This is a genomic window from Caproicibacter sp. BJN0012, assembly GCF_035986805.1.
In the GTDB taxonomy this organism is placed as follows: domain Bacteria; phylum Bacillota; class Clostridia; order Oscillospirales; family Acutalibacteraceae; genus Caproicibacter.
On sequence record NZ_CP142518.1, the window covers coordinates 2,524,286 to 2,549,669 of the forward strand.

Below are 25,384 nucleotides of genomic sequence, written 5' to 3' on the forward strand. Positions count from 1 at the left end.
CCCTATTTTCGATAATAACTGGTTACTTGCCGATTTATGAAAACCAATCGATCTTTTTTCTTCCGGATGTTGTCATGATACAAGTGATCCTGTTGGGAGCTAAAGAACTATTAGTTTATATTTTTAAACAAAGCACTTATAATTTATATTTAAGACAAACCATATTGTTTAGCATTATACCTATTTTAAATATTGCGATCATCTATATAATTGCTGTTATCGCCACATATCAATATAGTGAAGGCATCTCATATTTTATTATTACTCTACTGTCAATTTTTTCTGTCATTGTTAACTTTGCTATCATTTATCTGTTTAAAAATATCTTGAAGTCCAATCAATTGGAAAGAGACTACTCATTAATGAAGCAACAACTTGATATGCAATATAAATTTTACCAGCAATTAGAAATTGATTATAACAACTCCCAAAAAGTAACTCATGATATTAAAAATCATTTAAGTGTAATAGAAACCCTATTTAAAGCCAACCAAGTGGATGAGGGACTGGAATATTCCAAAAAATTGACAAATATAATAGAAAATCTCAGTATGAAATTTAAAAGCAATAATCAGATACTCAATATTATTATTAATGAAAAAATTAAAATATGCAACCTTAATCACATTGAATTTATCTATTCGGTCGAAAACCTTGATCTAAGTTTTATGGAAAATATAGATATAACTGCTATTTTCGCAAATCTCTTCGATAATGCAATAGAAGCCTGCAGCAGGATATCAACTGATAAAAAGCAAATTGAGCTTCGTATTTACAAATTTAATAATATGTTGATCATAAATCTTATTAACACCATCGATAATGCACCGAAAACAATCGATGGAAAATTTGTTTCAAGCAAAAAAAGTCATAGCGCAGTAGGCTTATCCAATGTTGAAGCTTCCGTTAAAAAATATGATGGAGACATTTGTATAAGCGTAGAGCCGGATAAATTCTCTGTGAGTATAATGTTTCCCCCGGCTTAGTCAAGCAAAAGCGATATTTTCCAAATCATAATATAATATGTATTTCAGTCGAAAAAGCTGTAAGTTGGACAAAACTTATTGAATTTGCTCGAGCTATCATTATAATGTAAGCAAATTTATATAAGGAGTGGTTAACTTGGACAGCAAAAAGAATAGCATCAAAACGTTCGCATTAAAGCTGGTATCCAAAGTAGCATTTTTAGAGGCGTATCAATCCGCCAATACTTCTTGTATATGCTTGTCATATCAGCCGAAACTGCCATCCGCTGCAAAAAGGCTTAGAAAATTCTAATGTTCAAAATCCTCGTCGATAAGATTGTCGATGCATTGTGTAAGAGCGGCCTTGTCACTTCGGATGATAAAGAAATTTATCAATTTGGTGTCGAGACTGCTCTTCTCAAATGTATCCACATCTCTACAATGCTCCTCATTGGCCTGAGCTGCGGATTGTTTTTAGAAACTCTTTTGTACCTTGTTTTCTATTTGACTCTTAGAATCTACGCGGGCGGATACCACGCAAAAACAAAATTCGGCTGCTATGCGATATCTTGGCTTATGATTATTTCTGTAGTACTATTAACAAAATATTTTCCATTTCAAACATATCTAATGAGTTGGACTTTCATCCCATTCTTTTTTGCTATTTTCTTTTTAGCACCGGTTTCTAATAAAAATAAGCCCTTAGATTCCTTAGAAAAGCAATACTATGGAAAAACTGTCAGAAAATTATTAGCAGTTGTTTTAGCGTTTTCTATTTTCCTATATTTCACAAAAAATACTCACATGTTATTTATCGTTTACTTAAGTATAGTCGCATTAGCAATGATGCTTATAATTGGCTTCATCCAAAACAGACATCTACAGAAGGCATCTTGATAGGTTTGAGGAGGATGCTATGTATTACAGTGAGATATCGAAGAGTACAGTAACAGAAGAAGAAGCATTAATGCAAATTGTACACCTGTGCAGCAAATGGTTTCAGTACTCCCATCCAAAAGGCGATCTTTCTAATTATTTAATGAAACATTCGGACATCTTTTTAATTGAAAGATGGCCGGATTTTAAAAAAATAGATTGATCAAATGAAAGGACCTGCGATTTATTAAAGGATCGCAGGTCCTTTCATTTGAATATCTTTTATATACTCAATCGGTCTGTTTCCTGTATGGCTTCTTTTGTCCGCCTGATTCCTGAACTGTCATAATCCGCTTGCATACCGGTCCTTTTTCATAATTATTCGTACTGTTTCCGATCCGGCTGGATTAAAGGCAGCGACAAAACGTTTCTAAATCCATGTCCGGGAGTGCTATCAATCTCAAATTGTCCATGATGAGCCTTTACAATTTTCTGGACAATCAAAAGCCCCAACCCGTGCCGCTGTTCTCCATTGCTGTCTTCACTCATCATATAGTGAGGTGTATTTTGAAGCTGTTTTAACTGATCCGGCTGAGCACCGACGCCATCATCTCCCACTGCTATTTTACAAACGTCGCCCTGCTTTTCCAAGCGTAAAAATATGGCGCACCCATTTGGATTGTGCAATTGGCTGTTTTGAATAAGATTAGAAACGGCGCGCACCAAAAGTCCCGCATCTGCCCGTATGATGAGATCATCCGCCTGCTTATCCATATCCCAGTGTATGGGATAGTTTTTATCTACGCTGGAGTTTAAAAAATCGACTGCGGCTTGTCGAAGCACTGTTACCGCCCTGATCGCTTGCATATGAATGGGTTGCATATCATATTCCAGTTTTGAAATCAGATTTAAGTCGCTGATGAGATTCCTAATACGTATGCTTTGCATCCGAATGATGGATGCTTTGGTGCGGTTTTCCGTACTCAGCGCATCGTCCTGCTCTAATTGCTCCGAATATCCCATTACCAGTGAAAGAGGTGTGCGAATATCGTGCGACACACCGGCGATCCAATTGGTACGCGCCTGATCCTTCCGCTTGATTTGTGCATTCTTCTCTTGCAGGGCGCAGGAGGTTTCATTAATACTTTTGGAAACAGGTCCCAATGTCCCCGATTCTTTTAATTGTACCGGTTTCCCCTCTGAGAGGGCTTGGACTCCTTCCACAAGAGGATCGATGAAAAATATGGTTTTGCGGCTGACCCAAAAATAAATGACTCCGATCAATAAAAGATCAAGCAAAAGTATTGTGACGGCAAAGCCTGGAATGATACGAATCGCATTCACGGGAATGGCACGTAAGTTGTTGGAATAGGTCCCTCTTGGATATCCCTCCACTAAGAGATCATCGTGGTATTTCGTGCAGAAAACCGGATAGCCATTCAAATACCCCTGCGTAAACTGCGCAGCGTCTGCTATCGTATAAGAGGTTTCAACATCGGACGGTAATGCATAGCCCCACAAGACCTTTCCTGAGATATGATCCACAAGCATAGCCCATGCATGACACTGCTTAAGGTTGTTTTCAAATGAGGTGGAGAGTTTATAAGAATTTTCTTCTTCTTTCAGATTTTGAGAGGTCTGACTCAACACGGTGGAGGGGCTGATCGGCACTGTATCAGAACGTATGATCCCATAGAATACGATAACGTATAACAGAATATCTAAAATCAGAATCAGAAAGGCGGAAAGTAGCAAACCTAATATCGTTCGTTTCAGTAGATGCCGGATATTTTTCATCGTTATTCTCATCTGCCCTTCAGCATCAGCTTGTATCCCAATCCTTTTACTGTGATCAGAGAACGGGCTTTGAAGGATCGGATTCTATTTTCTCTCGGATTCTACGGATGTGTCCCATCAACGTATTTTCGTAACCGTAATAGGCATCTCCCCATACGGATTGAAGGATCGAATCGATTGTAACAATTTTCCCCGCATTTGAAAAAAGGGCGGATAATATATCGTGTTCTTTCGCGGTCAGTGGAATCGTAGTCCCATTTTTATAAACCTCGGCTTTTTCAAGATCAACCGTGCAGGCCTCCAGTGACAGCTCGACTGCGTTTTCTTTGTAGGTCCGGCGCAGCACCGCATAGATGCGAAACAGCAATTCTTTTGATAAAAACGGCTTAATGATATAATCGTCGGCACCTAAACCGAACCCACGAAAGCGATCTTCTGCGTCCCCGCGGGCAGTGAGAAACAGGACGGGGATATCGGAAGCCGCACGAATATCCTGCATCAAATGAAAACCGTCCCCGTCGGGCAGCATGACATCCAAAATTGCGAGAGCCGGCCTCTCCCGCTCCAGGGCCGATTTGGCGCTTGCGACCGTGGAAGCGGTCACGATGGAGTGGTATCCGTCCGCTTCCAGAACTGAAACAATCAATTTTAAAAGCTTCGGTTCGTCATCGACGATCAGAAGCTTTTTATTTTTTATGTTGCTTTCCATTCCACGTACCTCCGCAGAAGAGCTTAATCAAAGTATACCATATGGCTTCCGCAATGCAAAACCGTCACGAAAAAGTAAGGTAAATATAAGATTGGCCGCAGGATGGCATAAGGTTCGGGTGATAAACTGTGGGCATTACAAATAAGGAGCACAGAAAATGAATATCATCGAAACGCACAATCTTTCTAAAACATTCAGAGGATTTCAAGCCGTAAGCGGGCTGAATCTGCATGTTGCCAAGGGAAAAATCTACGGCTTTTTAGGCCCCAATGGTGCCGGAAAATCAACCACGATGAAAATGTTTCTCGGGCTGACAGACCCGACCGGTGGCAAATTTACCATTGACGGAAAACGCTATCCGCAGGACCGGGTGAAAATTCTGAGCGAAATCGGTTCGCTCATTGAAGCTCCCTCTTTCTATTCCAATCTTACTGGAGAAGAAAATCTTGACATTGTCCGCCGCATTCTCGGGCTTCCGGCCGAAAGCGTTCAGGGTGCATTGGAGCTGGTCGGCCTTTCCGAGTTCGGAAAGCGGCTTGCAAAAAAGTATTCCCTTGGAATGAAGCAGCGTCTCGGGCTTGCCTCGGCCTTAATCGGAAACCCGCCGATTCTGATTCTGGATGAGCCTACCAACGGCCTTGATCCGGTTGGAATCCACGAAATCCGAACTCTGATTCGTTCTCTTCCAGAAAAGATCGGCTGCACCATTCTGATTTCATCCCACCTGCTGTCGGAGATAGAACTGATGGCGGATGATGTCGGCATTTTGAATCATGGGCATCTTCTTTTTGAAGGGAGCATGGATGACCTCCGGGAGCAGGCAAAGCAAGACAACTTCGATACCTCAAATTTAGAAGAAATGTTCCTTGCTATGGTGGAGCAGGATAACGCAAAAAGGCAGGGAAGAAAACATGCCTGATTCCTGTTTTTTCATTGAATGGCGCAAACTGAAAAGAACTCATTTAGCCTTTATTATGCTGCTGTCCGGTATTTTAGGCGGGCTATACGCTTATGCATTTTTTGCTACACAGGGGAAAAAAATTCTCCGTCTACCTGTCGACCCAATTGACGGGCTGCTGACACAAACCTATGGCATGATCGCTTTGCTGAACGTTTTATCCATTACTGTGGCAGCCTCGCTTCTCTTTTACATTGAATACAACTCATTTGGAATCAAGCGGATGATGACGTTGCCGATCAGCGCGCAGAAATTGTTTTGCAATAAGGCACTGATTCTTCTGCTTCTTTTCCTCGCCGCTTTGCTATTTGAATTTTTGGGGCTTGCCGTGTCCGGAATTCTATTTCTGCCGCAGAAATGGGAAAGTATCGGGTCAATTGCGACATTTTCCTGCTATGTGTTTTTACTGTCGGTTCCTTCCATGCTTTTTATGCTTTTTATGTCGGCCCTAAGCAAAAACATTTGGGTGACGGTCGGAATAGGCGTGGCGGGTTTGTTCAGTGGTTTGGGATATGGTGCGGCCGGAAACGGAAATCCCGCTTTTTTGATCGATCCGTTTGCTTTGTTGTTCTATCCGGCGACGGTTACGAAAAGCACGCCCAATAGTGCTGTAATTGCACTTGCCGTGGCTGATGTGGTCATATTGCTTGCCATTATACAAAATGTTTTGAAAAGGAAGGAGTGGGACCAATGAGTTTGCTTTCCGGGGTACGGCTTGAATTTAAAAAAATCAAACGTTCGATGATTCTTCCGCTTCTGGCGGTTCCTTCTATTCTCGTGATTATAACGGGAATGGCTTCCATCGGTAAATATCTCTCTAGTCAACCTAAAAACGCATGGGAAATGATGTTTGTCCAAAGTTCCCTGATGTTTGCCTATTACCTGATGCCCCTTAGCTTGATTATCATTTGCGTCATGATGCTTCAGACAGAATATGCTCACCGCTCCATCATCAAAGTTTTGACTCTCCCGATCCGGCAGGAAAAAATAGCGTTGGCAAAGCTGATTACCATTGTGTTGCTGACTGCTGTCGAATTAATCCTTTATTTTCTGCTGTTTATCGCAGCGGGAAGTATCACAACGATGGTATCAGGTGTTTCGGTAGTCACACCAATACCTTATCTCTTAAAATGGTGCGTACTCCTGTTTGTGTCGGCTTTGCCGATGGTGACAATTTTTTGGGCCATTACGGTTTTGACACATCGTCCAATCGCGGCGATTGCGATCGAATTTGTATTCGTTCTGCCGGGAATTTTAGTATCCAATCTGCCCATTTGGTGGGCCTATCCGTTTAATTATCCCGGATACCTTATATCCTCAGAACTGAGCCACCTTTCCGGTTCGTCCCAAACGGCCAATCTTCCACAGTTTTGGATTGCCGCCGTTGTTCTGACAACTGTATCCGCAGCGTTGTCAATCCAAAGGTTTGCTAAGGGTGAAATTGAATAACAAGAAGGTGTTATTACAGGAATAAAAAAGGATTATTTCCGCTCATATTAAGCCTTTTGCCTATTCACACTCCCATACAGAGAATTATTTATCCCTTAGCGACAGCAAATATTGTCAGTCTGTTAGCCGCAATGATTATCTCTGTTATACAACTTGTCAAGCACAAGAGCGGAATACTTACAAAAATCGCAGAAAAAGAATAAAGGAATGGCCCGGTGTTTCCCATAGCGGAAACGGCGGGCCATTATGCTCATAACCGGAGATTAAAACTCATATACACTATTTCAGATTGCATCCCAGTTTTTCGGCTTTTCCAATGCACCCGTTTTCAGAATATCACTTTTATTTTCAACGGATGGAATTAGCAGATCTCCAAGGTCGGTCCATTTCTGATATGACGTGATGAACTCATACGTTTTGACTAAACCGTCAAACTCAGATTTTGGGTCTGTTCAGCACGAGCCAGTAAGATACCTTCTTTCATGTTGCTTGTCAGACGCAATAAAATCACAACTAAACTAATTTCTCCTGAACAAAAGGCCATTATTGCGGGAGCGTTTTGCCCCGACCCCAGTCGGTGCTTGACGTTAAGTCTCAGCCCGGGCTGCAATTTAACACTCTCTTTCCAGTGGCTCTTCTGTATTAAACGGAGATGGCCGCGGGGAGATAACCGGTAGCAATGAGATAGTCATTTATGTATTCCTTGATTGCGCTTTTGATGATGGATTCGGCATCCGGCTTTAATTTCCCCTTCCGGATTTGCCGATATTGTATGGGCAGATATTGCTCAATGACATTGAGCGGGATTTCCGCGTGGTTCACATTTTGGATCAGCGTGTTCAGGGAATCCTGCACCTCCGGATCGGGCAGATAATAGCGCGCGCGGTCGGAGAAGCTGTATTTCCGCTTGATCGCCTTCTGCGTCTCGGTGCCGTGGTAATGTTTTTTCCAGTTGCCCGGGTTGGTAAGCATCGCGCGCTCCAGCGTTTCCCTGAATTCGGACAGAACGATGCCGGAATTGTGCAGCACAGTTTTTTCCACATCCTCCAGCGCGAAGATCGCCTCGCGCAGCGCGAACGTGAAGGCGGGACCGACCTTCAGGATGGCGATGCCGTCCTCCACCATTTCTTTCAGTTTTTCCTTCGTCTGATAGTCGGTCGAGTGTCCCTCGAACACGACGCCTCCGTAGTCCTTCAGAGAATCGGTCAGTTCTTTGGCGGCTGCCCGATCATATTCGATGACGGAATCGTCGGCGAATTCCACGCCGGGCTGGACCACGACGCCGACCACGCGGGAAAATGCTTCTTCCAGCCCCTTCGCGGCGAAGGCTTTGCGGAACGCTTCAAAGGTCGACCTGAATTCCGCGGGCTTTGTCACCGCGACCGAGCTCTCGTTTTCCTGCGCACCGCCGGGGATGGGAACCTCGCTGCCGATGATATAGACCGGCTTGGGGGCCTCCGGGTTGCTCCGCTGATATTCGGCATATGCATCCTCCGCCACCCGGCAGAGTTCGGCCGCCCTGCGGGAGATCGTTTCCTCGGAAAGGCGGGTGTTCCGGTTGTCGTCCGCCACGCGCATGCTGGTGTCGATGTGGATCTTGGTGAAGCCGGCAGCCGCGTAGTCATGCAGCAGCACGCGGGATTTCTCCATTGCCTCCGCTTCGTTTTCATCCTGCCAGGTCAGCGGGCCGAGATGGTCGCCGCCCAGAATCAGCTTCTCTTTCGGGAACCCGACTTTTTGCGCGATCCCATTCACAAACCTGACAAAATCAGCCGGGCGCATGCCGGTATAGCCTCCGAACTGATTGACCTGGTTCGCCGTAGACTCGATCAGGACCGGGCTGTTGGTCGCCAAGCCGCTTTCCATTGCCGCTTCCAGCACATAAGCATTCGCGCTGCAGCAGGAATAGATACCGCCCCTGCCGGTTTCCTTCCGTTCTTCTATCATATAGAGCATCGGGTTTTTCATCTTTTGGTACCTCCATTCAAAAATAAAACGGGGTCAGTCCTCGTTGATGAGCATGATTTTCCCGTTGACCTCCCCGGTTATTTCGAAGAGCGGTTGATCAATTCGAATCCGCTTGTGTAAAACAGCCCGCTTTCATTTCGCTTTTCTCTCCTTTGCAATACTCAGGCTTTTCCGTCGCAGCCGCAGACCTTCATGCGTTCCATGACCTGTCGCTTGACCGCCTCGCGGGCTTTGGCACCGTATCGCTTCGGGTCGAACACGCCAGGATCCTGTTTTAAGTAGTCCTTCACAGCGTCGCTGAACACGACGCGCAACTCCGTCGCGAAGTTGACCTTGCAGATGCCGCAGCTGACGCAGTTGCGGATTGCCTCGTCCGTCAGGCCTGAGGCGCCGTGCAAAACCATGGGGACGGTAAGGACCTTGCGCAGGGTGGAAATAAGCTCGACATTCAGAACGGGCTTCGTCTTGTAGACGCCGTGCGCCGTGCCGACACCGACGGCCAGTGAGAAAACGCCGGTTTCCGCGACGAAACGGACGGCTTCGTCCGGGTCGGTATAGCCGGTGCCGGAGCTTTCCGTGTCGTCCTCCTTGCCGCCGACCTTTCCGAGTTCGCCTTCCACGGGAATTCCGCAGGGTGCACAGGCGGAAACCACGGCCTTCGTGATGGCAATGTTTTTGTCGAGAACCTCTTTGGAACCGTCGATCATGATGGACGTATACCCCGCCCGCAGGGCCTGAACGGCGAGGTCGTAGCTGTTCCCGTGGTCAAGGTGCATTGCGACGGGAACGGAGGCATTCTTCGCCGCGGCGCTCACGTTTGCGCAATACAGGTCGAGACCGGCATATTTGATTGTGCCGGGTGTGGTCTGGATCATGACCGGAGCGTGCAGCTCTTCGGCGGCCGCAATGATCGCCTGCACCATTTCCATGTTTTCGGCATTGAAGGCACCGACGGCATAGCCGCCCCTCTGCGCGTCAAGAAGCATTTGTTTCGATGTTGTCAGTGGCATAAGTCATTTCCTCGTATAATAAGATTCGCAGACAGTTTTAAGTGTGTCTGCTTAGTACATGGACTTTCTTTTCAACCAAGCTGAGGATCTCTGCGGCTGAGACGCAATCGCAGGCACGGTGCGCCAAAACTTGTGCTTCGCTGTGGATGCTGCTGCGGATTACGGCGGGGTGGAACGACATGCAGAAGCATGATTTTTTTGTTGCCACGGTCTACCGCAAACGAATACTGCGTGAGATCATGCGTACCGATGCTGTGCTTCGCTGTGCGGATCATCCGAATGGTCTTCACCGAAAAGCCCAGCCGGGCCCGGCGTTCCCCGTTGCTCCGCATTTTTATCAGTCTACCTTGGTCAGAATCTTCATGCTCTTTTCCGAGTTTGCCTTAATATATTTGAACGCATCGAAATACTCGTCGAACGGGAATACCCTCGTAATCAGCGGCCTTGTGTTCATCCTGCCCGTGCCTAGGTATTCGGTGACGTCATCCCAGTCCTTTTCGACGTACATCAGTGAGCCCATCAGGCGCAACTCGCGGTCCTGTACGAACGACATGTTGATCTCCGGGGTCTTGCCGAAAACGCCCACGACCACAATGTCGTTGCCTTTCTTGGAAAGGCTGATTGCCTGGTTGACGGTGGCGCCGATTCCGACACACTCAACAAACAAATCGGCGCCTTCTCCCCTGAAATACCCGCGGATCGCCTCGCCCAAGTCCTCTTTGCCAGAGTTGACGGCAAACGGAATGCCGCATTCCTTTGCGACGCCCAGCCTATAGTCGGACAGGTCCGAAATAAGCACGGATTTCGCTCCCTCCGCCATGGCCGATTGCGCCGCGAGGTTTCCGATGGTGCCGGCACCCAGAACGACGACATTCTTTCCGGCTACGCTCCCGGCGCGGCGGACCGCGTGCAGGCCGACCGCCGCGGGCTCGACTGTCGCGGCCAGGTCCAGCGGCAGCTTGCCGTTGACGACTTTCACCAGCTCTGCGCCGACCGCATAATATTCGCAGGCCGCGCCGGGTGTCTGGCAGCCGAGCACTTTCAGTGTGTCACAGATATTGTAGCGGCCTTCGCGGCAGGGCTCGCATTCTTTGCAGAACACCTGCGGCATTGCCGTGACTTTGTCCCCCACGGCAATGCCCTTTACCCCGCTGCCAATTTTCACGACCGTGCCGGAGAATTCGTGGCCCATGACGATGGGACAGGAAATAAACGGATGCTGCCCAAAATATGCGTGGATATCTGACCCACAGATTCCGACATAGCTTATTTTAATCAGCACTTCGTCATCCTTCGGTTCCGGCACTGCAATTTCCGACATTATGATTTTTTCAGGTTCAACCAATGTTGCAATTTTCGTAAATGCCATCTCCTTTATCCATAAAGTTTAAACTTTTTAATGATTTTGGCGCCGTAAGTGCCATATTCTAACCCGGATTACGGCGCCCAAGGCGGTAAAACTGTCAGTTTTTCATTTAATGAGGCCGATGGACTGATAATATTGATAGAATTTATCCATGTTGTCCTTTGTGATAAGAACCGGGTCGGTATTGACTTTTTCAAATTTCTCTTCGCCTTTGAAGACCTTATCGATGATTTCCATGCCTTGGCTGGCCTGCGTATATGCGCTCTGCTGGACCGTAGCGGTCAGGCCGCCCTGCTTCATTGAGATGATGGAGTCCGCAAGTCCGTCTACGCCGAAGAAGAACATTTCCTTATCGCGGCCCGCGTCCTTCGCGGCTTCCAGGGCACCGAGCGCCATGCCGTCGTTCATGGAGATGACTGCGTCGATATCCTTATAGGTTTGGAGCCAGTCTTCCATCTTCTCCATGCCCTTCGATTTGTCCCAGTCGCAGATCTGTTCGCCCAGGATTTTGATATCTTTGCGCTTGCTGAAAAGAACGTTCTCGTAGCCTTTACGGCGGCCGATGGAGTGGGAATTGCCGGAAGGTCCAAGCAGCACGACCACATTGTATGTGGACTTTTTGCCGGCCGGCAGCATATCGTTTGCCACCTTTGCGATCATTTCGCCGTAGGCGACGGGGTCACAGTTGACGTTCGATGCTTCTTTGACACCTCCGTCGCTCTGATTAATCATCATGACAGGCGTACCGTTGTCGATGATATCCTTGACCGTGTCCGCTTCCGCGTCAGGATCCTGGGGGTGAAGAATGATGTAGTCATAGCCCTTCGTCACGCAGGTTTCCATGATCTGCAGCTGAGTGCCAGTACTTGCCTTGCCGTCAAAGTAGTCGATGGTTATGTTGGGGTACTTGCTGTTCAACGTCTTCAGAGAAGACGACAGCCAGGAAGCGTAGGTCAGGGACATGTCCGTCGCAATGAATGCGACCTTTTTCTGTCCGTAGCTTGCCGAACCTGTACTTCCGGCCGCAGCGGAAGCAGATTCACCCGCGCTGGACGTGCTTTGGCTCGTGCTGCCAGACTCCGCCGAGGAGCAGCCGCCGAACGGAAATGCTACCATGCAAACCAGTAACAGCGCAGAAATCAACTTTTTAGCCTTTTCCATCAAAATATCCTCCTTCGAAAAATACGCAAACGCCTTTTCAGCGTCGGCTACATAGAAAGTTAGGGAGTGCTTGACTTAGGAATCCTTTCTGGCCATGATCTTTGCCGCCGTCTTTTTGTTTTTGGTTGCAATGTCGAACACAACCGCCAGAATAATAAGAATGCCTTTCAATACCTTTTGAATGTAAGAGTTGACGCCCATGAGGTTCATGATGTTGTTTAGAACTCCGATGATGCCGGAGCCGATCATGGTGCCGGTCATGGTGCCAATGCCCCCGGTAAAGCTCGTACCGCCGAGGACGGTGGCCATGATGGCATCTGTTTCATAGCCCAGGCCTTCCGAAGGAATCCCCGCGTTCAGCCGGCCCATCATGACGACGCCTGCAAAAGCAGCCAAGGTGCCGGAGATGATGAAGGCGGTCCATTTCGTCTTCTTAACGTCAATACCGGAAGCTCTGGCCGCCTGGGCATTGCCGCCGATCGCATAGCAGTACCGGCCGAATTTCGTGTATTTCATCAAGATGTGCATGATGATGAAGATGACCAGCATGAAAAAGATAATGATCGGGAGGAAACCAAAGACATACGCTTTGCCAAAAATTTTGAACTCCTTGATATCGTACACGTTGTTGCCGTCTGTGTAGAAGTAAATAATGCCGATGCAGATACTCTGCATGGCCAGCGTAACGATAAAAGAGGGCACCTTGCAGACCGTTACGAAGAACCCGTTAACCGTGCCGGACATGGCGCCCAGCACAAGCGCTGTTATCACGCCGAGCGCCAGGGAGCCGGTGTTCAGGTAGACGATGCACGCGAAGGTCCCCGCCATGCCGGCCACACAGCCGATGGAAAGATCGATCTCGCCCGTGATGATAATCATGCCCTGGGCGAACGACAGGATGGTGACAATGCCGATTTGCCTCATGATATTGGTGAGATTGTCACTTTTCAGAAAAGCGCTCGACAGCAGCGAACATATCAACATCATAAAGACAAGGATCAAAAGCGTCATCCACTTTTTTGCAGCAGCTCTTATGTTCCACTTAGCCATAACATTCTCTTGACATACACTCCATGTGTTGCCAATGCCTCCTTCATCGATTATTGGACCATATATTGGACTTGCAGGCAGGAGCATCGCGCCTATATTGCCAGTCTGAGAATGTCCTCCTGATTAAAGGACCCGCGCTCAAAATTTCCCGTGAGGTGCCCCTTGTTCATGACATAGATTCTGTCGCACATACCGATCAGCTCGGGCATTTCGGAGGAAACAAGGATCACGGAAATACCGAGGTCCTTCACCAAATGAGTGATGATATTGTAAATCTCCTGTTTTGCTCCGATGTCGATACCGCGCGTGGGCTCGTCAAGAATGAGGATCTTCGAGTTGAGCAGCAGCCATTTGCAGAGCATAACCTTCTGCTGGTTGCCGCCGCTCAGGGTGTCGATAGGGTCTTCTATGGAAGCGGCCTTTACCCTCAGCTTTTTGGCAATCTCCTCTGTTTCGGCAAGTTCTTTTTTCAGGTTGATAAACCGGCCTTTTTCAGCGTGCAGCTTTGCGAGCGATATGTTCTCGCGAATGCTGCGAATGCCGATAATGCCCTCCTTGCGACGATCCTCGCTGACCATAAGAATACCGTTTCTGATTGCGCTTTTCACGCTGCCGAGCTGGACCTTTTTCCCTTCGATGAAGATTTCTCCTCCGTCGAAAGGGTCAAGCCCGAAGACCGCCCTCATCAGTTCCGTCCTTCCTGCCCCAACCAGCCCGGCCATGCCGACAATCTCGCACTTTCTGACCTGCATATTGATATCCTCGAACATGTCTTTACTGGAAAGATCTTTCAGCTCGAAAACGACGTCGCCAACGGGAACCTCTTCCTTGGGGTAGTAATTTGTAATCTCTCTGCCGACCATATGGTACACCAGAGAGCTGTCCGTAAACTCGCTCGCCTTTCCGGAAACGATCCACTTCCCGTCGCGGATGACCGTGATGTCGTCGGCAATGCGGAAAATTTCAGCCATCTTATGTGAAATATACAGGAAGCTGACTCCCTGCGCTTTCAGGCGTGCGATGGTGTTGAAAAGCACGTCTACTTCTTTTGAACCTATGGAAGAGGTCGGCTCATCCATAATGATGATGTCAGACTTAAAGGCGACGGCCTTTACGATCTCAAGCATCTGGATCTGCGAAACCGACAGATCCTTCAGCTTTGTGGACGGATCGTAGCCGATATCGTTTTCCTCCAGAATTTTTGCCGCCCGCTCCTTGACTTCCTTCCAGTTCACGATGCCGGGAATCCGGGAGGGAAAGCGCCCCATGAACATGTTCTCCTCAATCGTGAGATCGCCGAAGAAGTTGAGTTCCTGGTAGATCATCGAGATACCGTACTTCGCCGCGTCGCCAGGCCCGTTGATCGCCACTTTTTGACCATCGACGAAAATCTCGCCGCAGTCGGCTGTATAGATGCCGTTTAAGATCTTCATAAGGGTGGACTTCCCTGCGCCGTTTTCGCCCATGATGGCGTGGACGGTTCCCTTTCTCAACGTGATATTGATATCGTCCAGCGCCTTGACGCCGGGAAACGTTTTTGAAATCCCCGCCATCTGCAGTTTTATCTCATCAGACATTCCTGTATCACCTTCCCTGTCAATCGAATCGGCAGTCATACCAGCCGTGATTCCGCGATCATTTTGCCGACCGCTTCCGGAGAGATCCGGCCTTCCATCGGCCCAAAGGCCGCGCAGTTCAGTGAAGCGGCCGCCGTCGCCATTTCAGCAGCGGCTTTCAGCGTCTTCCCTTCGAGGAGGCCGCAGAGAAAGGCGGCGTCGAAACAATCGCCCGCCCCCGTCGTATCGAGCACCTTGACCGGATAAGTGCCGACCTCCGTAGAACCTCTCCGGTCGTAAATGACGCTCCCTCTGGATCCGGATTTTAGGGCCAGGATCTCCAGGACCGGGTTATCAAAACTTTTGCGGACGGCGTCCTCCAGATTTTTCTCTCCCGTGATCAGCATGAGTTCTTCGCGGCCCGGCATCAGGACGCTTGCGTTGTCAGTGACTTCGCGGATGGAATCATAGACCTCCGGGTCGCGCATCAGTTCCGGGCGGATATTAGGGTCGAAAGAAACTTTCGCGCCCTTTGCCAGAGCCGCGTGCATGGTCTTGATGATCTCGCCGGCAAACCGCCTGTTATCCGGCAGGGCGGTGCCCATCACGTGGAAAAATTTCAGGCAATTCATATCTGAAAGGTCGGGAGCGTCAACCTCGACCGCCGCGCTGTTGCCCATATGAAAGATGAATTTACGGGAGCCGTCTGCAAAGTAGGTGACAAATGCGCACCCAGTCGAAAGCTTTCTGCTGTGGTGGATATATCCGCAGTCCACATGGTCCTTTTCCAATCTCTGTACGATGTAATCGCCGAAATCGTCCTGCCCGACCCCGCCGATGATCGCCGCAGAATGGCCCATCTTGGCGACCGTGTCGATGAAGATCGCCGGGGCCCCACTGGGGAACGGCCCGCGGAAATAGTCTTCCCGGTTGAGCGGAATGTCTTCCTTAGGGCGCATGATCTCCACAAGGATATCCCCCATGCAAAGAACCTCTGCCATATAAATCCTCTTCTCTATCAATTGAATTTATCTTTCAGGAATGCAAGCGATTTGCGCAGGTTTCGGTCCATTGTCGCTTCGTCGGCGCCTTCCGTCAGATCGCGCCAGATATGGATGGGCTTCGCGATCTCGCCGCCGCAGCGCATGAACGGTTCGATCACCACGGACTTGCTGTAGCGGATATCGCGCAGCGCCCTGCCCATTTCGTCCCAGGGCATGGAGCCCATGCCGGGCAGCTTGCGGTTTCCCTCTCCCACATGGAAGTGGCCCAGTTTGTCGCCTGCCAGGCGCAGCGCGTTCGGAAGATTATCCTCTTCGATGTTCATATGAAATGTGTCAAGCAGGAGCTTCACATTTCCGCTGCCTACCCGGCGGATATACTCCAGGCCCTCCTTGCAGTCGGTCAGGATATATGTCTCAAAACGGTTCAGGACTTCCAGCGAGCACTCGATGCCCAGGTCTTCCGCCACTCTGGCAATTTTCTGCATTTCCGGTATGCTGTGCTCCCAAGCGGCCGACTTATCGGTATCCACAAAATCGCTGGGCCAAAAGGAGTACATGGCACCGGCAATATCTCGCGAACCGACGAAATCCATGTTTTTCATGGTCTCCGTTATGTACCGGACGCCGGCTTTTCTGACTTCCGGATCGCCGGAGGAAAGGTCATACTCTCTGGTGGGCCCGATGTTCGTTGTCAGGACGAGATTCAGTTCTCTGGAAACATCCTTTAGATTTTCCAGTTCACTGCGGCTCATGTCGTGTAAGTGATTCGCGCCAATCTCCATGATATCGAACCCGGCTTCCTTGACCTTGTGAGCCGTGTGGATATAGTCACAGGCCCAGTCTTTTCCCCAGTAATGATAGAGCACCCCAAATTTCATATCTTTAAATCCCCTAACAAAAAATAATTTTCAGTGTCGTATTCAACAAACGAAGCCGGCACCCGAATTGCGGAAGATTTTGGTTCCCAGAGAAAGCGGATCTTTCGGAAGCCCACGGCGCTGAATGTAGTTCTACGTGTGCGGTCCCGTCCGACAGTGTTTTTTGGGGGACAGCAAATGCAAAACGGTGAAGATAAGCTTGGTGCCGCAGACTGAAGCGCTATTATACTGATTTACTTCATTTAAAAATGCCATTGCCTATTTTTTTAATAAAAAAGCTCTGTATTTAGGTCTCACGCCATCACGATTTAGGCTTATTTAACAATATTATCAGAATTTTTCGCTATATCTTGAACATATATTTTAGTTCCATTTCTTTCTCCAATTATAATTTTAAAAAATTGTGCTCGTGCTCAATTTAAAATTGAGCATCTCTGCCTTGCAAACTCAGTATATAGCGGCGACTGATTTTATTCAATGAATAAAATAGACGATATATTATACAATTTTTTGTAACACTTGACGTAATTATGCATTTTGTAAAATTTTTATTGTGCTCGTGCCTATTTTCTGCTATGCTATAAGCATGGCTCTTTTCTCTTGAAGGGAAAGCGTGTAAAATGTAAAAAGTGAAAATACATAGCCGTACAGCCTGTCAAAAACTGCGTGCCGGGAAAACTCCTCGGAACCGTAGCAGCCCGGTCCCTGCCCTGGATGTTCCAAGACCTGTGGGACAGCACCGCTGTTCAACATCTTCCGGCAAGTCAAAAACAGAACATTCCGAATAATGTCTCCCCTGTTTTTTATCTTCTTGCAGTTCACAAAGTCAACATTGTGTAAAGAGGCGATTCGTCATGTCAATCACAATCAAACAGATTGCGGATCTTGCTAACGTCTCCCGGGCGACTGTCGATAAAGTGATCCATAGTCGTCCTGGGGTTAAGGAAAAGACGAAGCTTAAAGTGCTAAAGATTATAAAGGAAGTCAATTATCAGCCGAACATCATCGGAAAAGCGCTTGTCAGTTCAAAGAAAGCAAAAAAATTCGGCGTCATCCTGACGCCGGAGTACAATCCCTTCGTACACGAACTGCTGCAGGGTATCCAGAAAGCGAACGACGATTTCTCCCCGTTTGGGGTCGAGATCGAGACAAAGATGCTGACTACCTTAGAGCCTGCCGAGCAAATCAGCATATTGAACGATTTTTCCTACAGGGGGTTTACCGGCATCGCAGTGTTTCCCCTCAACGACACCCAAGTCATCATGCGCATCAACCAGATTATTCAGAGCGGCATCGCAGTCGTCACCTTCAACTCCAGAGTGGACGGGATCAACGATCTCTGCTTTGTCGGGCAGAATCACTACAAAGGCGGACGCACTGCCGCCGAACTGCTGAACAAGCTGGTGCCACCGAAAAGCAAGGTCTGCGTCATTATCAGTTCGAAAAAGCTCTCATGCCACACCGAACGGCTGCAGGGATTCAGGGACAAGCTGGCCGAGTGCAGTTCCTCCCTCCAGATCGTCGACATCCAGGAAAACCAGGACCGTAAAGAGGATGCGTTCAAGATCGCGCTGAACAACTACAACAAATATCCGGACCTTGCCGGCATTTATATTTCAGGCGGCGGCGTTGACGGTATCGGCTCGGCACTTGAATTTGTCGGTGCAGCAAAAAAAATCAAAGTGGTATGTCATGACCTTACCCCGGATTCGTGCAAACTGTTGAAATCCGGAGCCGTTGATTTTGTTTTAGACCAGAACCCCTACGAACAGGGATATCAAATTCTGAAGATCCTGTTTGACGATTTGATTATGAACCTTCAGCCAGAATCGCATTTTTTTGAAATCCCCATCACCATCACATCAGAAGAACTGATTCCGTCGAACTGGCCGGACGCTGGGTGACAGAGAGACAATCTCCCTGCATCTTAAGGTACGGCTTCGGATACAAAGCATTTGGAATTCCCGGTATTATCGATGCGCTTAACCGCATGATCGTCCTTCCTCTCACGCTTATTTGATCCCTTTGCAGACAGGGATGAGCGCAAGCAGGGTCACAATGCCGACGATACCGACTAAGATGCCGGTGACTAATATCCCCCAGACCATCGTCATGCACATACCGATGCCCAGCGCCAGTGCGCCAGCGATGCCTACCAAGACGGCCAGAACGGTTTTGCCACTCCACTTGATGGGTGCTTTGTGCTCCATCTTGCGGCGGACTGCGATCATTGCAAGCAGAACCACAAGTCCAACTGTACCCATCACAATGCCGGGTCTGAATGCGTTCCATTCGGGCAGCAGGGACATGCACGTACCGATCGCCAGCAGAATTCCCCCGACGGTGGACATGACCAGGGTGACGAAGTTGCTTTTTTTCATAATGTAACTCCTCCGTTATGATTGGACGATGTCTCATCCATTTGACGGATTGATCTTATCGCCCAAATGTTGATTTGCTTGCCTAAGTTCATGGTCAGGGGAATCAAGGTCACATCCAGACGTTTTCTGATCTGCGGCGTCATGTCGCAGCAGCTGTCCACGATGATTTTACAAGTCACGCGCGGAACACCTCAAATCCTTTCAAAAAACAGAACTTTTCTGCTTCACTTCACATCCGGCGCAGCGCCCGGAGCATTCCCACAGGTCATCCGCCACGGGAGCCCAGTGCTCGGCGGGCGTTTTGCACTTGGCAGAAAGATCACGCACATTTTCGGGGCTTTCCATATCGGTGGAGTGAGCGCCGGACGTTTCCACCATGGACGACAGCGCACCTGGATTATCCAGCAGCGGGCAGGGACGCAGATGGTTTTCATTGAAAGGCTGTCGCTTCCTATACGCCATAAATAATGGTGACTGTAATGCCTCGAATAATGTTTTGTTATGGATATTCGAATCGGAGTATAAGTTTTGATTCAGTATTGCATGTCGTTTTTTTCTTACTTTGCAAGCAAGCCGTTGGCCTTTTCGCACACCTCGTACATTTCGTCATATTTCTGATCGATCAGCGGCGTGACTTTGTCGGTCTTTTTCCTGCGGATGCTCAGAAAGCAGAAGTACGGCAGAATCCAGCCGATGAAGGCGGGGATCGCCAGAATGATGCAGAGCGGCAGCATTCCCGCGAGATAGGAAAACACTGAGCCGGCCATAAAGGCGGTTCCGACAAGGCCGATGCTGAACGCAGCGATCATGGCCCCGTTGGTTTTGGCTTTTTCCAGGCTTTCGATCTGGCCGGCGCAGGATTCAAATTGGCGCTGCAGTCTGCCCAGCTCCGCCTTGTTGCGGATCTTTCGGTCGCGCTTGAATTTCATGGTGACGGAGCCTACACCCTGCACGGGGGTGGAAGTATCCTCCAGAGTCCAGCCGAAGTTGGCGTAGCCGTCCGCATACACCGACTCCATACTGCGGCTTACCGTGATGTCCTTGTACTCATAACCGATAAAATTGTTTTCGTTCCTCGTGATTTCAGCCATCATCAACAACTCCTTTTTGATCTTAAATATCCGGATGACTTTCATCCGTTTTGATGTGCCTATTGTAGCGGTAAAGTATTTATGAAATGCTTACGAAATGTTTAAAAAATATTAAAAGGGAAAACAGCCTTCCAAAAACGGAAAGCTGTTTTTATGAATTTACAGATCAGGAAAGGGGCTTGTCCGATAGTGCCCAACCCTCGATCACCCTTGCACTGATCGGGTCCGGGTTGTCCTTGAAGTTGACGAACTCAAACGACATCTGGTCGAACTTCTCGCCGGTCTTCTTGTTCGTGATATGCACGGAATAGCGGATCGGCACCAGTCGCCTTCGACAAGCATGTTGTAGAATTCACCCAGTTCCACATCGTACGACGCTGCGAAAAACTGCCCCATCAGGTCCTTATACTACTGAAAGGTCAACCGCCTCCCGTAGACATTGTAATGGGCATCCGGCTCGTGCAGGGTATTGCACCATTCCAGCCAGTTCTCGTAGCCGCCGTTCCAGTTTTTGAATCCGGTACGAAGACGATCCTTGATTTGATCCTGAAAATTTTTACTCATTTTAAACCGTCCCTTTCTTTAGTTTTCCCCGGCAGAACCGGGCTGATTTTTATTGTCAAACGGGGATTGCTGCTGTACATCCATTGACAGGGCTTATTCTACTGAAGGAATGTTTATGAATTGCTTATGAAATGTTTGAGAAATATTAAAGACAGAAAAACAGCCTTCCGAAAACGGAAAGCTGTTTTTCTGACCTTTCTATGCGATTAAATCTTTAATCTGACCGTGAATGCGGTCCCTTTGCCGGGCTCGCTTTTAACGGATAAAGAGCCTCCCAGCAGTTCAATAACACGCAGCGAAAGGGTTAAACCGAGACCGTTGCCTTCCCCTGAGTGGGAGGTATCGCCCTGATAAAATTTGTCGAAGATGTGGTTCATCGTCTCCTCACTCATGCCGCAACCGGTGTCGGATATTGTGACCGTAACCGTATCCTCATCCGAAGTCTGAACCAGCGTCACCGTCCCACCGGGATCGGTAAATTTCAACGAATTGGAAAGCAAATTGTTCCAAACGATCTCCAGCATGCTTTCGTCCGCACCGATTACGGCACGATCCTCTATATCCGCAATGAATTCGATATTCTTTTGCTCCCACAGATCTTCAAAAGCGAGCGCGCACTCGCTGAGCTGCCGGCACAAATCAAAGGGTTCGGTGGAGGGCATGATCTGCTGATTTTCCAGCTTGTTGAGCTTCAGAATATTGGTGATCAGCGCCGTGAGCTTCTGGGACGCCGTAATGATCGTATCGGTATATTCTTTGCGCTGCTCAGCCGACAGGTTCTCTTTTTGAAGCGCCATGGCATAGCTTTGAATCACTGAAAGCGGCGTTTTGATCTCATGAGACACATTTCCGATAAAATCATTTTTCAGCGTCTCGATGCTTCCCAGTTCTTCCACCATCTTGTTGAAGTCCTCGAACATTACGTCCACATAATCCTGCTTGTCGGCTCTGTGGACCGGCTCCACGTAAACCGAGAAATCGCCTTCAGCCACACCTTTGGCTGCCTCGCTGAGTTTTCGCATCGGCCTGTCAAATGCACGGACCTTTTGGCGGGCGGTAACAAGACAAAAAATAGCGGTCACAATCGCCCAGTATCCCAGCATGCCCCAGATAAATTCCGGCGGCATGCTGCCATAATCCACGTATTCGTTATAGATCATCCACTGCCCGGCAGAAAGAGTCAGCAGCACAAAATAGGTCAGCGCGTATTCCTTCCATGTAAAATGCTTCGTTTGGACCCGGCTGTCTTTTTTGACCTGCTTTTTCTTCAAGATAATACCGCCTTATACCCAAGCCCGTGCACCGTGACGATTTTGAAATCCTCACAGCAGGAGAACTTGTCCCGCAGCTTCGTGATGTATACGTCCACGGCACGCAGACTGGTGTCGCTGTCGATGCCCCAGAACTCGTCCATCAGCTGCGCGCGGGAAAAGGTATGCTTCGGATAGGAGAGCATTTTATAGAGAATATTGAACTCCCGCAAAGTCACCGGGATTTCCTCATCCTTCACCTTGACCGTCATTTCGTCCGCATCCATAAAGAGGCTGCCCACCGTCAGCTTCTTTTCATTGGCGATGTTTGCCCGGCGAAGCAAAGCGCCGACCCGCAGCACCAGCTCGTCCATGTTGATGGGTTTGATCATATAATCGTCGATGCCCGCCCCAAATCCTTTTTGCTTGGAGGACATATCGTCGCGTGCCGTCATGAACAGGATCGGAATCGTTTTGTTGATTTCCCGTACTGTTTTAGCAAATTCAAAACCGTCGATTTCCGGCATCATGATATCGGAAATAATAAGGTCATAGGGATTGTTATACATCAGATCATAGGCTTCCCTGGGATTCAGGCACCCCTTGGCAGCATAGCCGTTGTCATTCAGATACGTGCAAACGATCTGATTGAGTTTGCTGTCGTCTTCCACAACAAGAATGTTCACCATTAGAAAACCTCCCTTGCTATATGGATCATAACAGATAAATGTTTGAGAATTGTTAAAGTTTATTTTCCATAATAACTTTTTTATTCTTAGTATAACTTATTTTTGTCTGTATCAGTTGTCTCATCATATAGTAAAGCTCCACGGAGAAGAAAAGTCAACATCATCTTTGGTCGGATGATTGGAGGAAAAGAAAGTGAAATATTCTAGCCAAAAACCTTTTGAAAAGGGCTACAATGAAATGATTTCCGTACTCATAGAGATAGTAAAGAAAAATATTCGCTTGCTGTTACCGATTATGTAACTCTTAATCAATACATTAGAAAACTCAACGTATTATTACAATTTCATGTCTTAAAGTGTATTGGAGTTAAACCAGATATTATAGTAGGACGTCTAATCCAGTTTTCTAAAAATTATGCAGCGTTTTATTTTGATAAAGAGACATAAGAAACAGGGTAGTCATTAAAAAATCTGACTACCCTGTTTTTTATTAGCATTAAAGCCACACCGTAACGGCAAAGCCGCCCTTGAAATAATAGGTGTTCGCCTGTGAACCCTTTGGTGGACCCGAAGAGGATCGAACTCTCGACCTCCGCGTTGCGAACGCGGCGCTCTCCCAAGTGGTCCGCAAAGCGGGCCTCTATCCCACACTCAAAAAATGGCTTGATTCGGGGAGGGGATGCGAACCACGCAGCGGAAAGAACCCGCGTGGTTCGCAATTGAAAACCCTAGGAAATTGCAAAACTCCAATAAAAGTTGCTTATATAACTCAAAATCTTCCGCGCAAAGCAGATTGATCACCGCTCAACTGAATTTGACGCAGAAGTTATTCTCTATATACATTTTGCTATTATGTGGTAAAATTATAAATATAGCAATTGTAAGAAGCGAGTAAAAAGTTGCTATGAGTATTATGCGAGGGACGCTTTTTATGGGAATTAAAAAATCAATGGCTGGAAGCCCATTCCAAGTTGAATCTCCATCAAGGAAATATGCAATCGAACATGAAGCTGGAACAAATTTACTAATAGAACCAAAAATTCAGTGTTCTTATAAAAATGGGCATCTTTGCACACTAGATCAAGTGAAATTTCAGAAATGTCAACCCTTTAAATGTGCATATTTGCACACGGAGCTCCGAAACAATGATCATGTTTGCAAAAAATGTGCATACTACTTTGTTAAATGCAGAAAATTTTCTAACGCAAAAGAGTCATATGCAACATTTTGTCATTTCTATACTGATTGTACTTCCCCAAATTTCTGTGAAATAAATAAAAGAGTAGCAGTCAATATTCTTTCACGGGAGCTTAATAAAGCACTTAAAACTCGCGCACACCGCTTGAAATATATTCGACAGGCAGAAAAAGAAAAATCGAAAGTTTCTTGCAGCGATGTAAATAGACGTTACTTAGAGGAAAAAATTATCGAAAAGCAAAACAGTGTTATTGAAATTGACTATCATATACAAAGTATTAAAGAGCAAATTGGAAAAAAGCGCTAACATATAATATCTGAGTATTCTCCGCAGAGAACCTGAAAACTTGGTGAATATGCCCTTCGACCTCTCCGCTTATTATATAACCATCATTTTCTTTCTTTAGACTTTTGACTTGCTTCTTTTTCAAGGCTCCTTATTGTATCGAGGTATGCCTGCTCCACGGGAGCGATGGTTTGCGTCTGATACTTCCGATATTCGGCTGTGGCTTTATCAATTGCTTTCGCGTGACTGATCGTGCCAGATCCTTCCAGCACAGCCTCCCCGGTGGAGGACAGGATGCTGTTCAGGTGACTAATGTAATCGTCCATATACATGGGATTATGCCGCATCGCCTGAATCTCGGCAAAATCAAAATATCCCGAAACGAGGTTGTTCAGAACCTTCAACTCATCCTCTTTCAAGTAATTCTTTGCGACCCCGATATCTTTCAAAGTCGGCATATCACCAGAAAATGAGGTCAGGCCCATAAAGGGCTGAGCTGCATCGGCGCGCTCATAGATTACCTCCGCCGCAGTATGTCCATGCGCGGCAAAATGAAGCTTGTTTTGCACAATTTTAAAGAACCGAACAGATTCTTCGCTCTTAGGATCGTAATCCACGCTTGTGGCATACAGGTCAAGCACCTGCCGATACAGCACTTTTTCAGAGGAACGAATATCTCTGATGCGATCCAGCAGCTCATGCCAATAATTTCCGCCGCCCAATTGCTTCAGCCGTTCATCGTCCATGGTGAAGCCCTTAATCATGTATTCCTTCAAGCGTTCGGTCGCCCAACGCCGGAAATTTGTGGCGATGATGGACTTCACACGGTATCCCAGAGAAATAATCATGTCAAGGTTATAGTGCGTCGTGTTATAGACTTTGCCGTCAGCGGCAGTTGTTCGGAATTTCCGAACAACTGAATCCTCAGTCAGCTCGCCATCCTCAAAAATATGCTTGATATGCTCGCTGATATTAGATTTGCTGGTCTGGTACAATTCACATAGCTGTGCCTGCGTAAGCCAGACCGTTTCGTCCTCCATACGGACATCAATATGCGTCAGACCATCATCGGTCTGATAAATCATAATTTCGCCCTTTTCCTCGGCGGAAGAGGTTGGTCTTGAGCTCATGGTGAACACCTCGCTTACGTCTGCTCTGCAGACTACTTCTTTATTTTAT

28 protein-coding genes and 1 pseudogene are annotated in these 25,384 nt (G+C 47.5%); 9 read left to right on the forward strand and 20 right to left on the reverse strand.

The annotated features are described in order from the left end of the window. Positions 1-74 precede the first annotated feature (74 nt). The 4 genes from VA597_RS12235 to VA597_RS12250 all read left to right on the forward strand — a co-directional run bounded on the left by VA597_RS12235 (position 75) and on the right by VA597_RS12250 (position 2,064). Positions 75-986 (forward strand): sensor histidine kinase, encoded by a 912-nt coding sequence (locus VA597_RS12235; RefSeq protein WP_164919056.1) that lies wholly within the window; start codon positions 75-77, stop codon positions 984-986. 127 nt (positions 987-1,113) lie between these two features. After that, entirely contained in the window at positions 1,114-1,278 is a 165-nt protein-coding gene (locus VA597_RS12240) for a cyclic lactone autoinducer peptide (RefSeq protein WP_243112516.1), read from the forward strand. Beyond that, complete coding sequence (locus VA597_RS12245) at positions 1,278-1,862, forward strand: accessory gene regulator ArgB-like protein (RefSeq protein WP_128743160.1); 585 nt, start codon at positions 1,278-1,280, stop codon at positions 1,860-1,862. The genes VA597_RS12240 and VA597_RS12245 overlap by 1 nt, the downstream gene beginning before the upstream one ends. 19 nt (positions 1,863-1,881) lie before the next feature. After that, entirely contained in the window at positions 1,882-2,064 is a 183-nt protein-coding gene (locus VA597_RS12250; RefSeq protein ID WP_326974645.1) for a hypothetical protein, read from the forward strand. 155 nt (positions 2,065-2,219) lie between these two features. Here VA597_RS12250 and VA597_RS12255 read toward each other — a convergent pair whose 3' ends face one another. Continuing rightward, positions 2,220-3,650: a sensor histidine kinase gene (locus VA597_RS12255; RefSeq protein WP_128743161.1), complete on the reverse strand. Its 1,431-nt coding sequence runs from the start codon at positions 3,648-3,650 to the stop codon at positions 2,220-2,222. After that, positions 3,647-4,347, reverse strand: a pseudogene (locus tag VA597_RS12260) (response regulator transcription factor). Before VA597_RS12260 ends, VA597_RS12255 begins: the two are co-directional and overlap by 4 nt. A gap of 157 nt (positions 4,348-4,504) precedes the next feature. On the opposite strand from VA597_RS12260, the gene VA597_RS12265 reads away from it, so the two are divergent. From VA597_RS12265 to VA597_RS12275, 3 genes are read left to right on the forward strand one after another with little or no spacing between them, the layout of a single operon-like run. After that, positions 4,505-5,266: an ABC transporter ATP-binding protein gene (locus tag VA597_RS12265; RefSeq protein ID WP_128743163.1), complete on the forward strand. Its 762-nt coding sequence runs from the start codon at positions 4,505-4,507 to the stop codon at positions 5,264-5,266. Further along, positions 5,259-5,999, forward strand: coding sequence for an ABC transporter permease (locus VA597_RS12270; protein ID WP_128743164.1), 741 nt, complete (start codon positions 5,259-5,261; stop codon positions 5,997-5,999). Before VA597_RS12265 ends, VA597_RS12270 begins: the two co-directional genes overlap by 8 nt. Next, entirely contained in the window at positions 5,996-6,754 is a 759-nt protein-coding gene (locus tag VA597_RS12275; protein ID WP_128743165.1) for an ABC transporter permease, read from the forward strand. The genes VA597_RS12270 and VA597_RS12275 overlap by 4 nt, the downstream gene beginning before the upstream one ends. Positions 6,755-7,396: 642 nt before the next feature. Here the strand turns inward: VA597_RS12275 and VA597_RS12280 are convergent. The 9 genes from VA597_RS12280 to VA597_RS12315 all read right to left on the reverse strand — a co-directional run bounded on the left by VA597_RS12280 (position 7,397) and on the right by VA597_RS12315 (position 16,747). Continuing rightward, complete coding sequence (locus tag VA597_RS12280; protein ID WP_128743166.1) at positions 7,397-8,722, reverse strand: class II D-tagatose-bisphosphate aldolase, non-catalytic subunit; 1,326 nt, start codon at positions 8,720-8,722, stop codon at positions 7,397-7,399. A 161-nt stretch (positions 8,723-8,883) separates the two neighbouring features. Next, on the reverse strand, positions 8,884-9,732 hold the full coding sequence (locus VA597_RS12285; RefSeq protein ID WP_128743167.1) for a class II fructose-bisphosphate aldolase: 849 nt from the start codon (positions 9,730-9,732) through the stop codon (positions 8,884-8,886). A 71-nt stretch (positions 9,733-9,803) separates the two neighbouring features. After that, positions 9,804-10,064: a putative PEP-binding protein gene (locus tag VA597_RS17795; RefSeq protein ID WP_128743168.1), complete on the reverse strand. Its 261-nt coding sequence runs from the start codon at positions 10,062-10,064 to the stop codon at positions 9,804-9,806. A gap of 5 nt (positions 10,065-10,069) precedes the next feature. Beyond that, positions 10,070-11,053, reverse strand: coding sequence for a zinc-dependent alcohol dehydrogenase (locus tag VA597_RS12290; RefSeq protein WP_164919059.1), 984 nt, complete (start codon positions 11,051-11,053; stop codon positions 10,070-10,072). Between the two features lie 150 nt (positions 11,054-11,203). Then, positions 11,204-12,259, reverse strand: coding sequence for a sugar ABC transporter substrate-binding protein (locus tag VA597_RS12295; RefSeq protein ID WP_128743170.1), 1,056 nt, complete (start codon positions 12,257-12,259; stop codon positions 11,204-11,206). Positions 12,260-12,334: 75 nt separating this feature from the next. Further along, the gene (locus VA597_RS12300) at positions 12,335-13,246 is read right to left on the reverse strand and encodes an ABC transporter permease (RefSeq protein WP_326974648.1); all 912 of its coding nucleotides are present in this window, start codon (positions 13,244-13,246) and stop codon (positions 12,335-12,337) included. Positions 13,247-13,401: 155 nt separating this feature from the next. Continuing rightward, positions 13,402-14,886, reverse strand: a complete 1,485-nt coding sequence (locus VA597_RS12305; RefSeq protein ID WP_326974649.1) for a sugar ABC transporter ATP-binding protein — start codon at positions 14,884-14,886, stop codon at positions 13,402-13,404. Between the two features lie 35 nt (positions 14,887-14,921). After that, the gene (locus tag VA597_RS12310; protein WP_326974650.1) at positions 14,922-15,866 is read right to left on the reverse strand and encodes a sugar kinase; all 945 of its coding nucleotides are present in this window, start codon (positions 15,864-15,866) and stop codon (positions 14,922-14,924) included. Positions 15,867-15,883: 17 nt separating this feature from the next. Continuing rightward, positions 15,884-16,747, reverse strand: a complete 864-nt coding sequence (locus VA597_RS12315) for a D-psicose 3-epimerase (RefSeq protein WP_326974651.1) — start codon at positions 16,745-16,747, stop codon at positions 15,884-15,886. A gap of 854 nt (positions 16,748-17,601) precedes the next feature. On the opposite strand from VA597_RS12315, the gene VA597_RS12320 reads away from it, so the two are divergent. Further along, a complete protein-coding gene (locus tag VA597_RS12320) occupies positions 17,602-18,651 on the forward strand; it encodes a LacI family DNA-binding transcriptional regulator (RefSeq protein ID WP_326974652.1) in 1,050 nt (349 codons plus the stop codon). 108 nt (positions 18,652-18,759) lie between these two features. Here the strand turns inward: VA597_RS12320 and VA597_RS12325 are convergent, their stop codons facing one another. The 8 genes from VA597_RS12325 to VA597_RS12360 all read right to left on the reverse strand — a co-directional run bounded on the left by VA597_RS12325 (position 18,760) and on the right by VA597_RS12360 (position 22,722). Next, on the reverse strand, positions 18,760-19,128 hold the full coding sequence (locus tag VA597_RS12325; protein ID WP_326974653.1) for a hypothetical protein: 369 nt from the start codon (positions 19,126-19,128) through the stop codon (positions 18,760-18,762). Continuing rightward, on the reverse strand, positions 19,125-19,307 hold the full coding sequence (locus tag VA597_RS12330) for a hypothetical protein (RefSeq protein WP_326974655.1): 183 nt from the start codon (positions 19,305-19,307) through the stop codon (positions 19,125-19,127). The genes VA597_RS12325 and VA597_RS12330 overlap by 4 nt, the downstream gene beginning before the upstream one ends. 22 nt (positions 19,308-19,329) lie before the next feature. Continuing rightward, the gene (locus VA597_RS12335; protein WP_442872774.1) at positions 19,330-19,590 is read right to left on the reverse strand and encodes a hypothetical protein; all 261 of its coding nucleotides are present in this window, start codon (positions 19,588-19,590) and stop codon (positions 19,330-19,332) included. Between the two features lie 95 nt (positions 19,591-19,685). Beyond that, positions 19,686-20,222 carry a hypothetical protein gene (locus tag VA597_RS12340; RefSeq protein WP_326974656.1) on the reverse strand — a complete coding sequence of 179 codons (537 nt, stop codon included), beginning with the start codon at positions 20,220-20,222 and terminating at the stop codon, positions 19,686-19,688. A 163-nt stretch (positions 20,223-20,385) separates the two neighbouring features. After that, a complete protein-coding gene (locus VA597_RS12345) occupies positions 20,386-20,541 on the reverse strand; it encodes a hypothetical protein (protein WP_326974657.1) in 156 nt (51 codons plus the stop codon). Between the two features lie 86 nt (positions 20,542-20,627). Next, positions 20,628-20,783, reverse strand: a complete 156-nt coding sequence (locus tag VA597_RS12350; protein WP_326974658.1) for a hypothetical protein — start codon at positions 20,781-20,783, stop codon at positions 20,628-20,630. A 206-nt stretch (positions 20,784-20,989) separates the two neighbouring features. Continuing rightward, the gene (locus VA597_RS12355; RefSeq protein WP_326974659.1) at positions 20,990-22,054 is read right to left on the reverse strand and encodes a HAMP domain-containing sensor histidine kinase; all 1,065 of its coding nucleotides are present in this window, start codon (positions 22,052-22,054) and stop codon (positions 20,990-20,992) included. After that, the gene (locus tag VA597_RS12360; protein ID WP_326974660.1) at positions 22,051-22,722 is read right to left on the reverse strand and encodes a response regulator transcription factor; all 672 of its coding nucleotides are present in this window, start codon (positions 22,720-22,722) and stop codon (positions 22,051-22,053) included. The genes VA597_RS12355 and VA597_RS12360 overlap by 4 nt, the downstream gene beginning before the upstream one ends. 931 nt (positions 22,723-23,653) lie before the next feature. On the opposite strand from VA597_RS12360, the gene VA597_RS12365 reads away from it, so the two are divergent. Then, on the forward strand, positions 23,654-24,226 hold the full coding sequence (locus VA597_RS12365) for a hypothetical protein (protein ID WP_326974661.1): 573 nt from the start codon (positions 23,654-23,656) through the stop codon (positions 24,224-24,226). Positions 24,227-24,309: 83 nt separating this feature from the next. On the opposite strand, the gene VA597_RS12370 is transcribed toward VA597_RS12365, so the two are convergent. After that, positions 24,310-25,290 (reverse strand): virulence RhuM family protein, encoded by a 981-nt coding sequence (locus VA597_RS12370; RefSeq protein ID WP_442872775.1) that lies wholly within the window; start codon positions 25,288-25,290, stop codon positions 24,310-24,312. Positions 25,291-25,384 lie beyond the last annotated feature (94 nt).

What these genes read in the sequence shown, in the direction of transcription:
- VA597_RS12235 (WP_164919056.1), top strand. Translation starts at nt 75, where the DNA reads ATGATACAAGTGATCCTGTTGGGAGCTAAAGAACTATTAGTTTATATT.
- VA597_RS12245 (WP_128743160.1), top strand. Translation starts at nt 1,278, where the DNA reads ATGTTCAAAATCCTCGTCGATAAGATTGTCGATGCATTGTGTAAGAGC.
- VA597_RS12250 (WP_326974645.1), top strand. Translation starts at nt 1,882, where the DNA reads ATGTATTACAGTGAGATATCGAAGAGTACAGTAACAGAAGAAGAAGCA.
- VA597_RS12255 (WP_128743161.1), bottom strand. Translation starts at nt 3,650, where the DNA reads ATGAGAATAACGATGAAAAATATCCGGCATCTACTGAAACGAACGATA.
- VA597_RS12265 (WP_128743163.1), top strand. Translation starts at nt 4,505, where the DNA reads ATGAATATCATCGAAACGCACAATCTTTCTAAAACATTCAGAGGATTT.
- VA597_RS12270 (WP_128743164.1), top strand. Translation starts at nt 5,259, where the DNA reads ATGCCTGATTCCTGTTTTTTCATTGAATGGCGCAAACTGAAAAGAACT.
- VA597_RS12275 (WP_128743165.1), top strand. Translation starts at nt 5,996, where the DNA reads ATGAGTTTGCTTTCCGGGGTACGGCTTGAATTTAAAAAAATCAAACGT.
- VA597_RS12280 (WP_128743166.1), bottom strand. Translation starts at nt 8,722, where the DNA reads ATGAAAAACCCGATGCTCTATATGATAGAAGAACGGAAGGAAACCGGC.
- VA597_RS12285 (WP_128743167.1), bottom strand. Translation starts at nt 9,732, where the DNA reads ATGCCACTGACAACATCGAAACAAATGCTTCTTGACGCGCAGAGGGGC.
- VA597_RS17795 (WP_128743168.1), bottom strand. Translation starts at nt 10,064, where the DNA reads ATGCGGAGCAACGGGGAACGCCGGGCCCGGCTGGGCTTTTCGGTGAAG.
- VA597_RS12290 (WP_164919059.1), bottom strand. Translation starts at nt 11,053, where the DNA reads ATGTCGGAAATTGCAGTGCCGGAACCGAAGGATGACGAAGTGCTGATT.
- VA597_RS12295 (WP_128743170.1), bottom strand. Translation starts at nt 12,259, where the DNA reads ATGGAAAAGGCTAAAAAGTTGATTTCTGCGCTGTTACTGGTTTGCATG.
- VA597_RS12300 (WP_326974648.1), bottom strand. Translation starts at nt 13,246, where the DNA reads ATGATGTTGATATGTTCGCTGCTGTCGAGCGCTTTTCTGAAAAGTGAC.
- VA597_RS12305 (WP_326974649.1), bottom strand. Translation starts at nt 14,886, where the DNA reads ATGTCTGATGAGATAAAACTGCAGATGGCGGGGATTTCAAAAACGTTT.
- VA597_RS12310 (WP_326974650.1), bottom strand. Translation starts at nt 15,866, where the DNA reads ATGGCAGAGGTTCTTTGCATGGGGGATATCCTTGTGGAGATCATGCGC.
- VA597_RS12315 (WP_326974651.1), bottom strand. Translation starts at nt 16,747, where the DNA reads ATGAAATTTGGGGTGCTCTATCATTACTGGGGAAAAGACTGGGCCTGT.
- VA597_RS12320 (WP_326974652.1), top strand. Translation starts at nt 17,602, where the DNA reads ATGTCAATCACAATCAAACAGATTGCGGATCTTGCTAACGTCTCCCGG.
- VA597_RS12325 (WP_326974653.1), bottom strand. Translation starts at nt 19,128, where the DNA reads ATGAAAAAAAGCAACTTCGTCACCCTGGTCATGTCCACCGTCGGGGGA.
- VA597_RS12335 (WP_442872774.1), bottom strand. Translation starts at nt 19,590, where the DNA reads ATGGCGTATAGGAAGCGACAGCCTTTCAATGAAAACCATCTGCGTCCC.
- VA597_RS12340 (WP_326974656.1), bottom strand. Translation starts at nt 20,222, where the DNA reads ATGATGGCTGAAATCACGAGGAACGAAAACAATTTTATCGGTTATGAG.
- VA597_RS12350 (WP_326974658.1), bottom strand. Translation starts at nt 20,783, where the DNA reads ATGAGTAAAAATTTTCAGGATCAAATCAAGGATCGTCTTCGTACCGGA.
- VA597_RS12360 (WP_326974660.1), bottom strand. Translation starts at nt 22,722, where the DNA reads ATGGTGAACATTCTTGTTGTGGAAGACGACAGCAAACTCAATCAGATC.
- VA597_RS12365 (WP_326974661.1), top strand. Translation starts at nt 23,654, where the DNA reads ATGGGAATTAAAAAATCAATGGCTGGAAGCCCATTCCAAGTTGAATCT.
- VA597_RS12370 (WP_442872775.1), bottom strand. Translation starts at nt 25,290, where the DNA reads ATGATTTATCAGACCGATGATGGTCTGACGCATATTGATGTCCGTATG.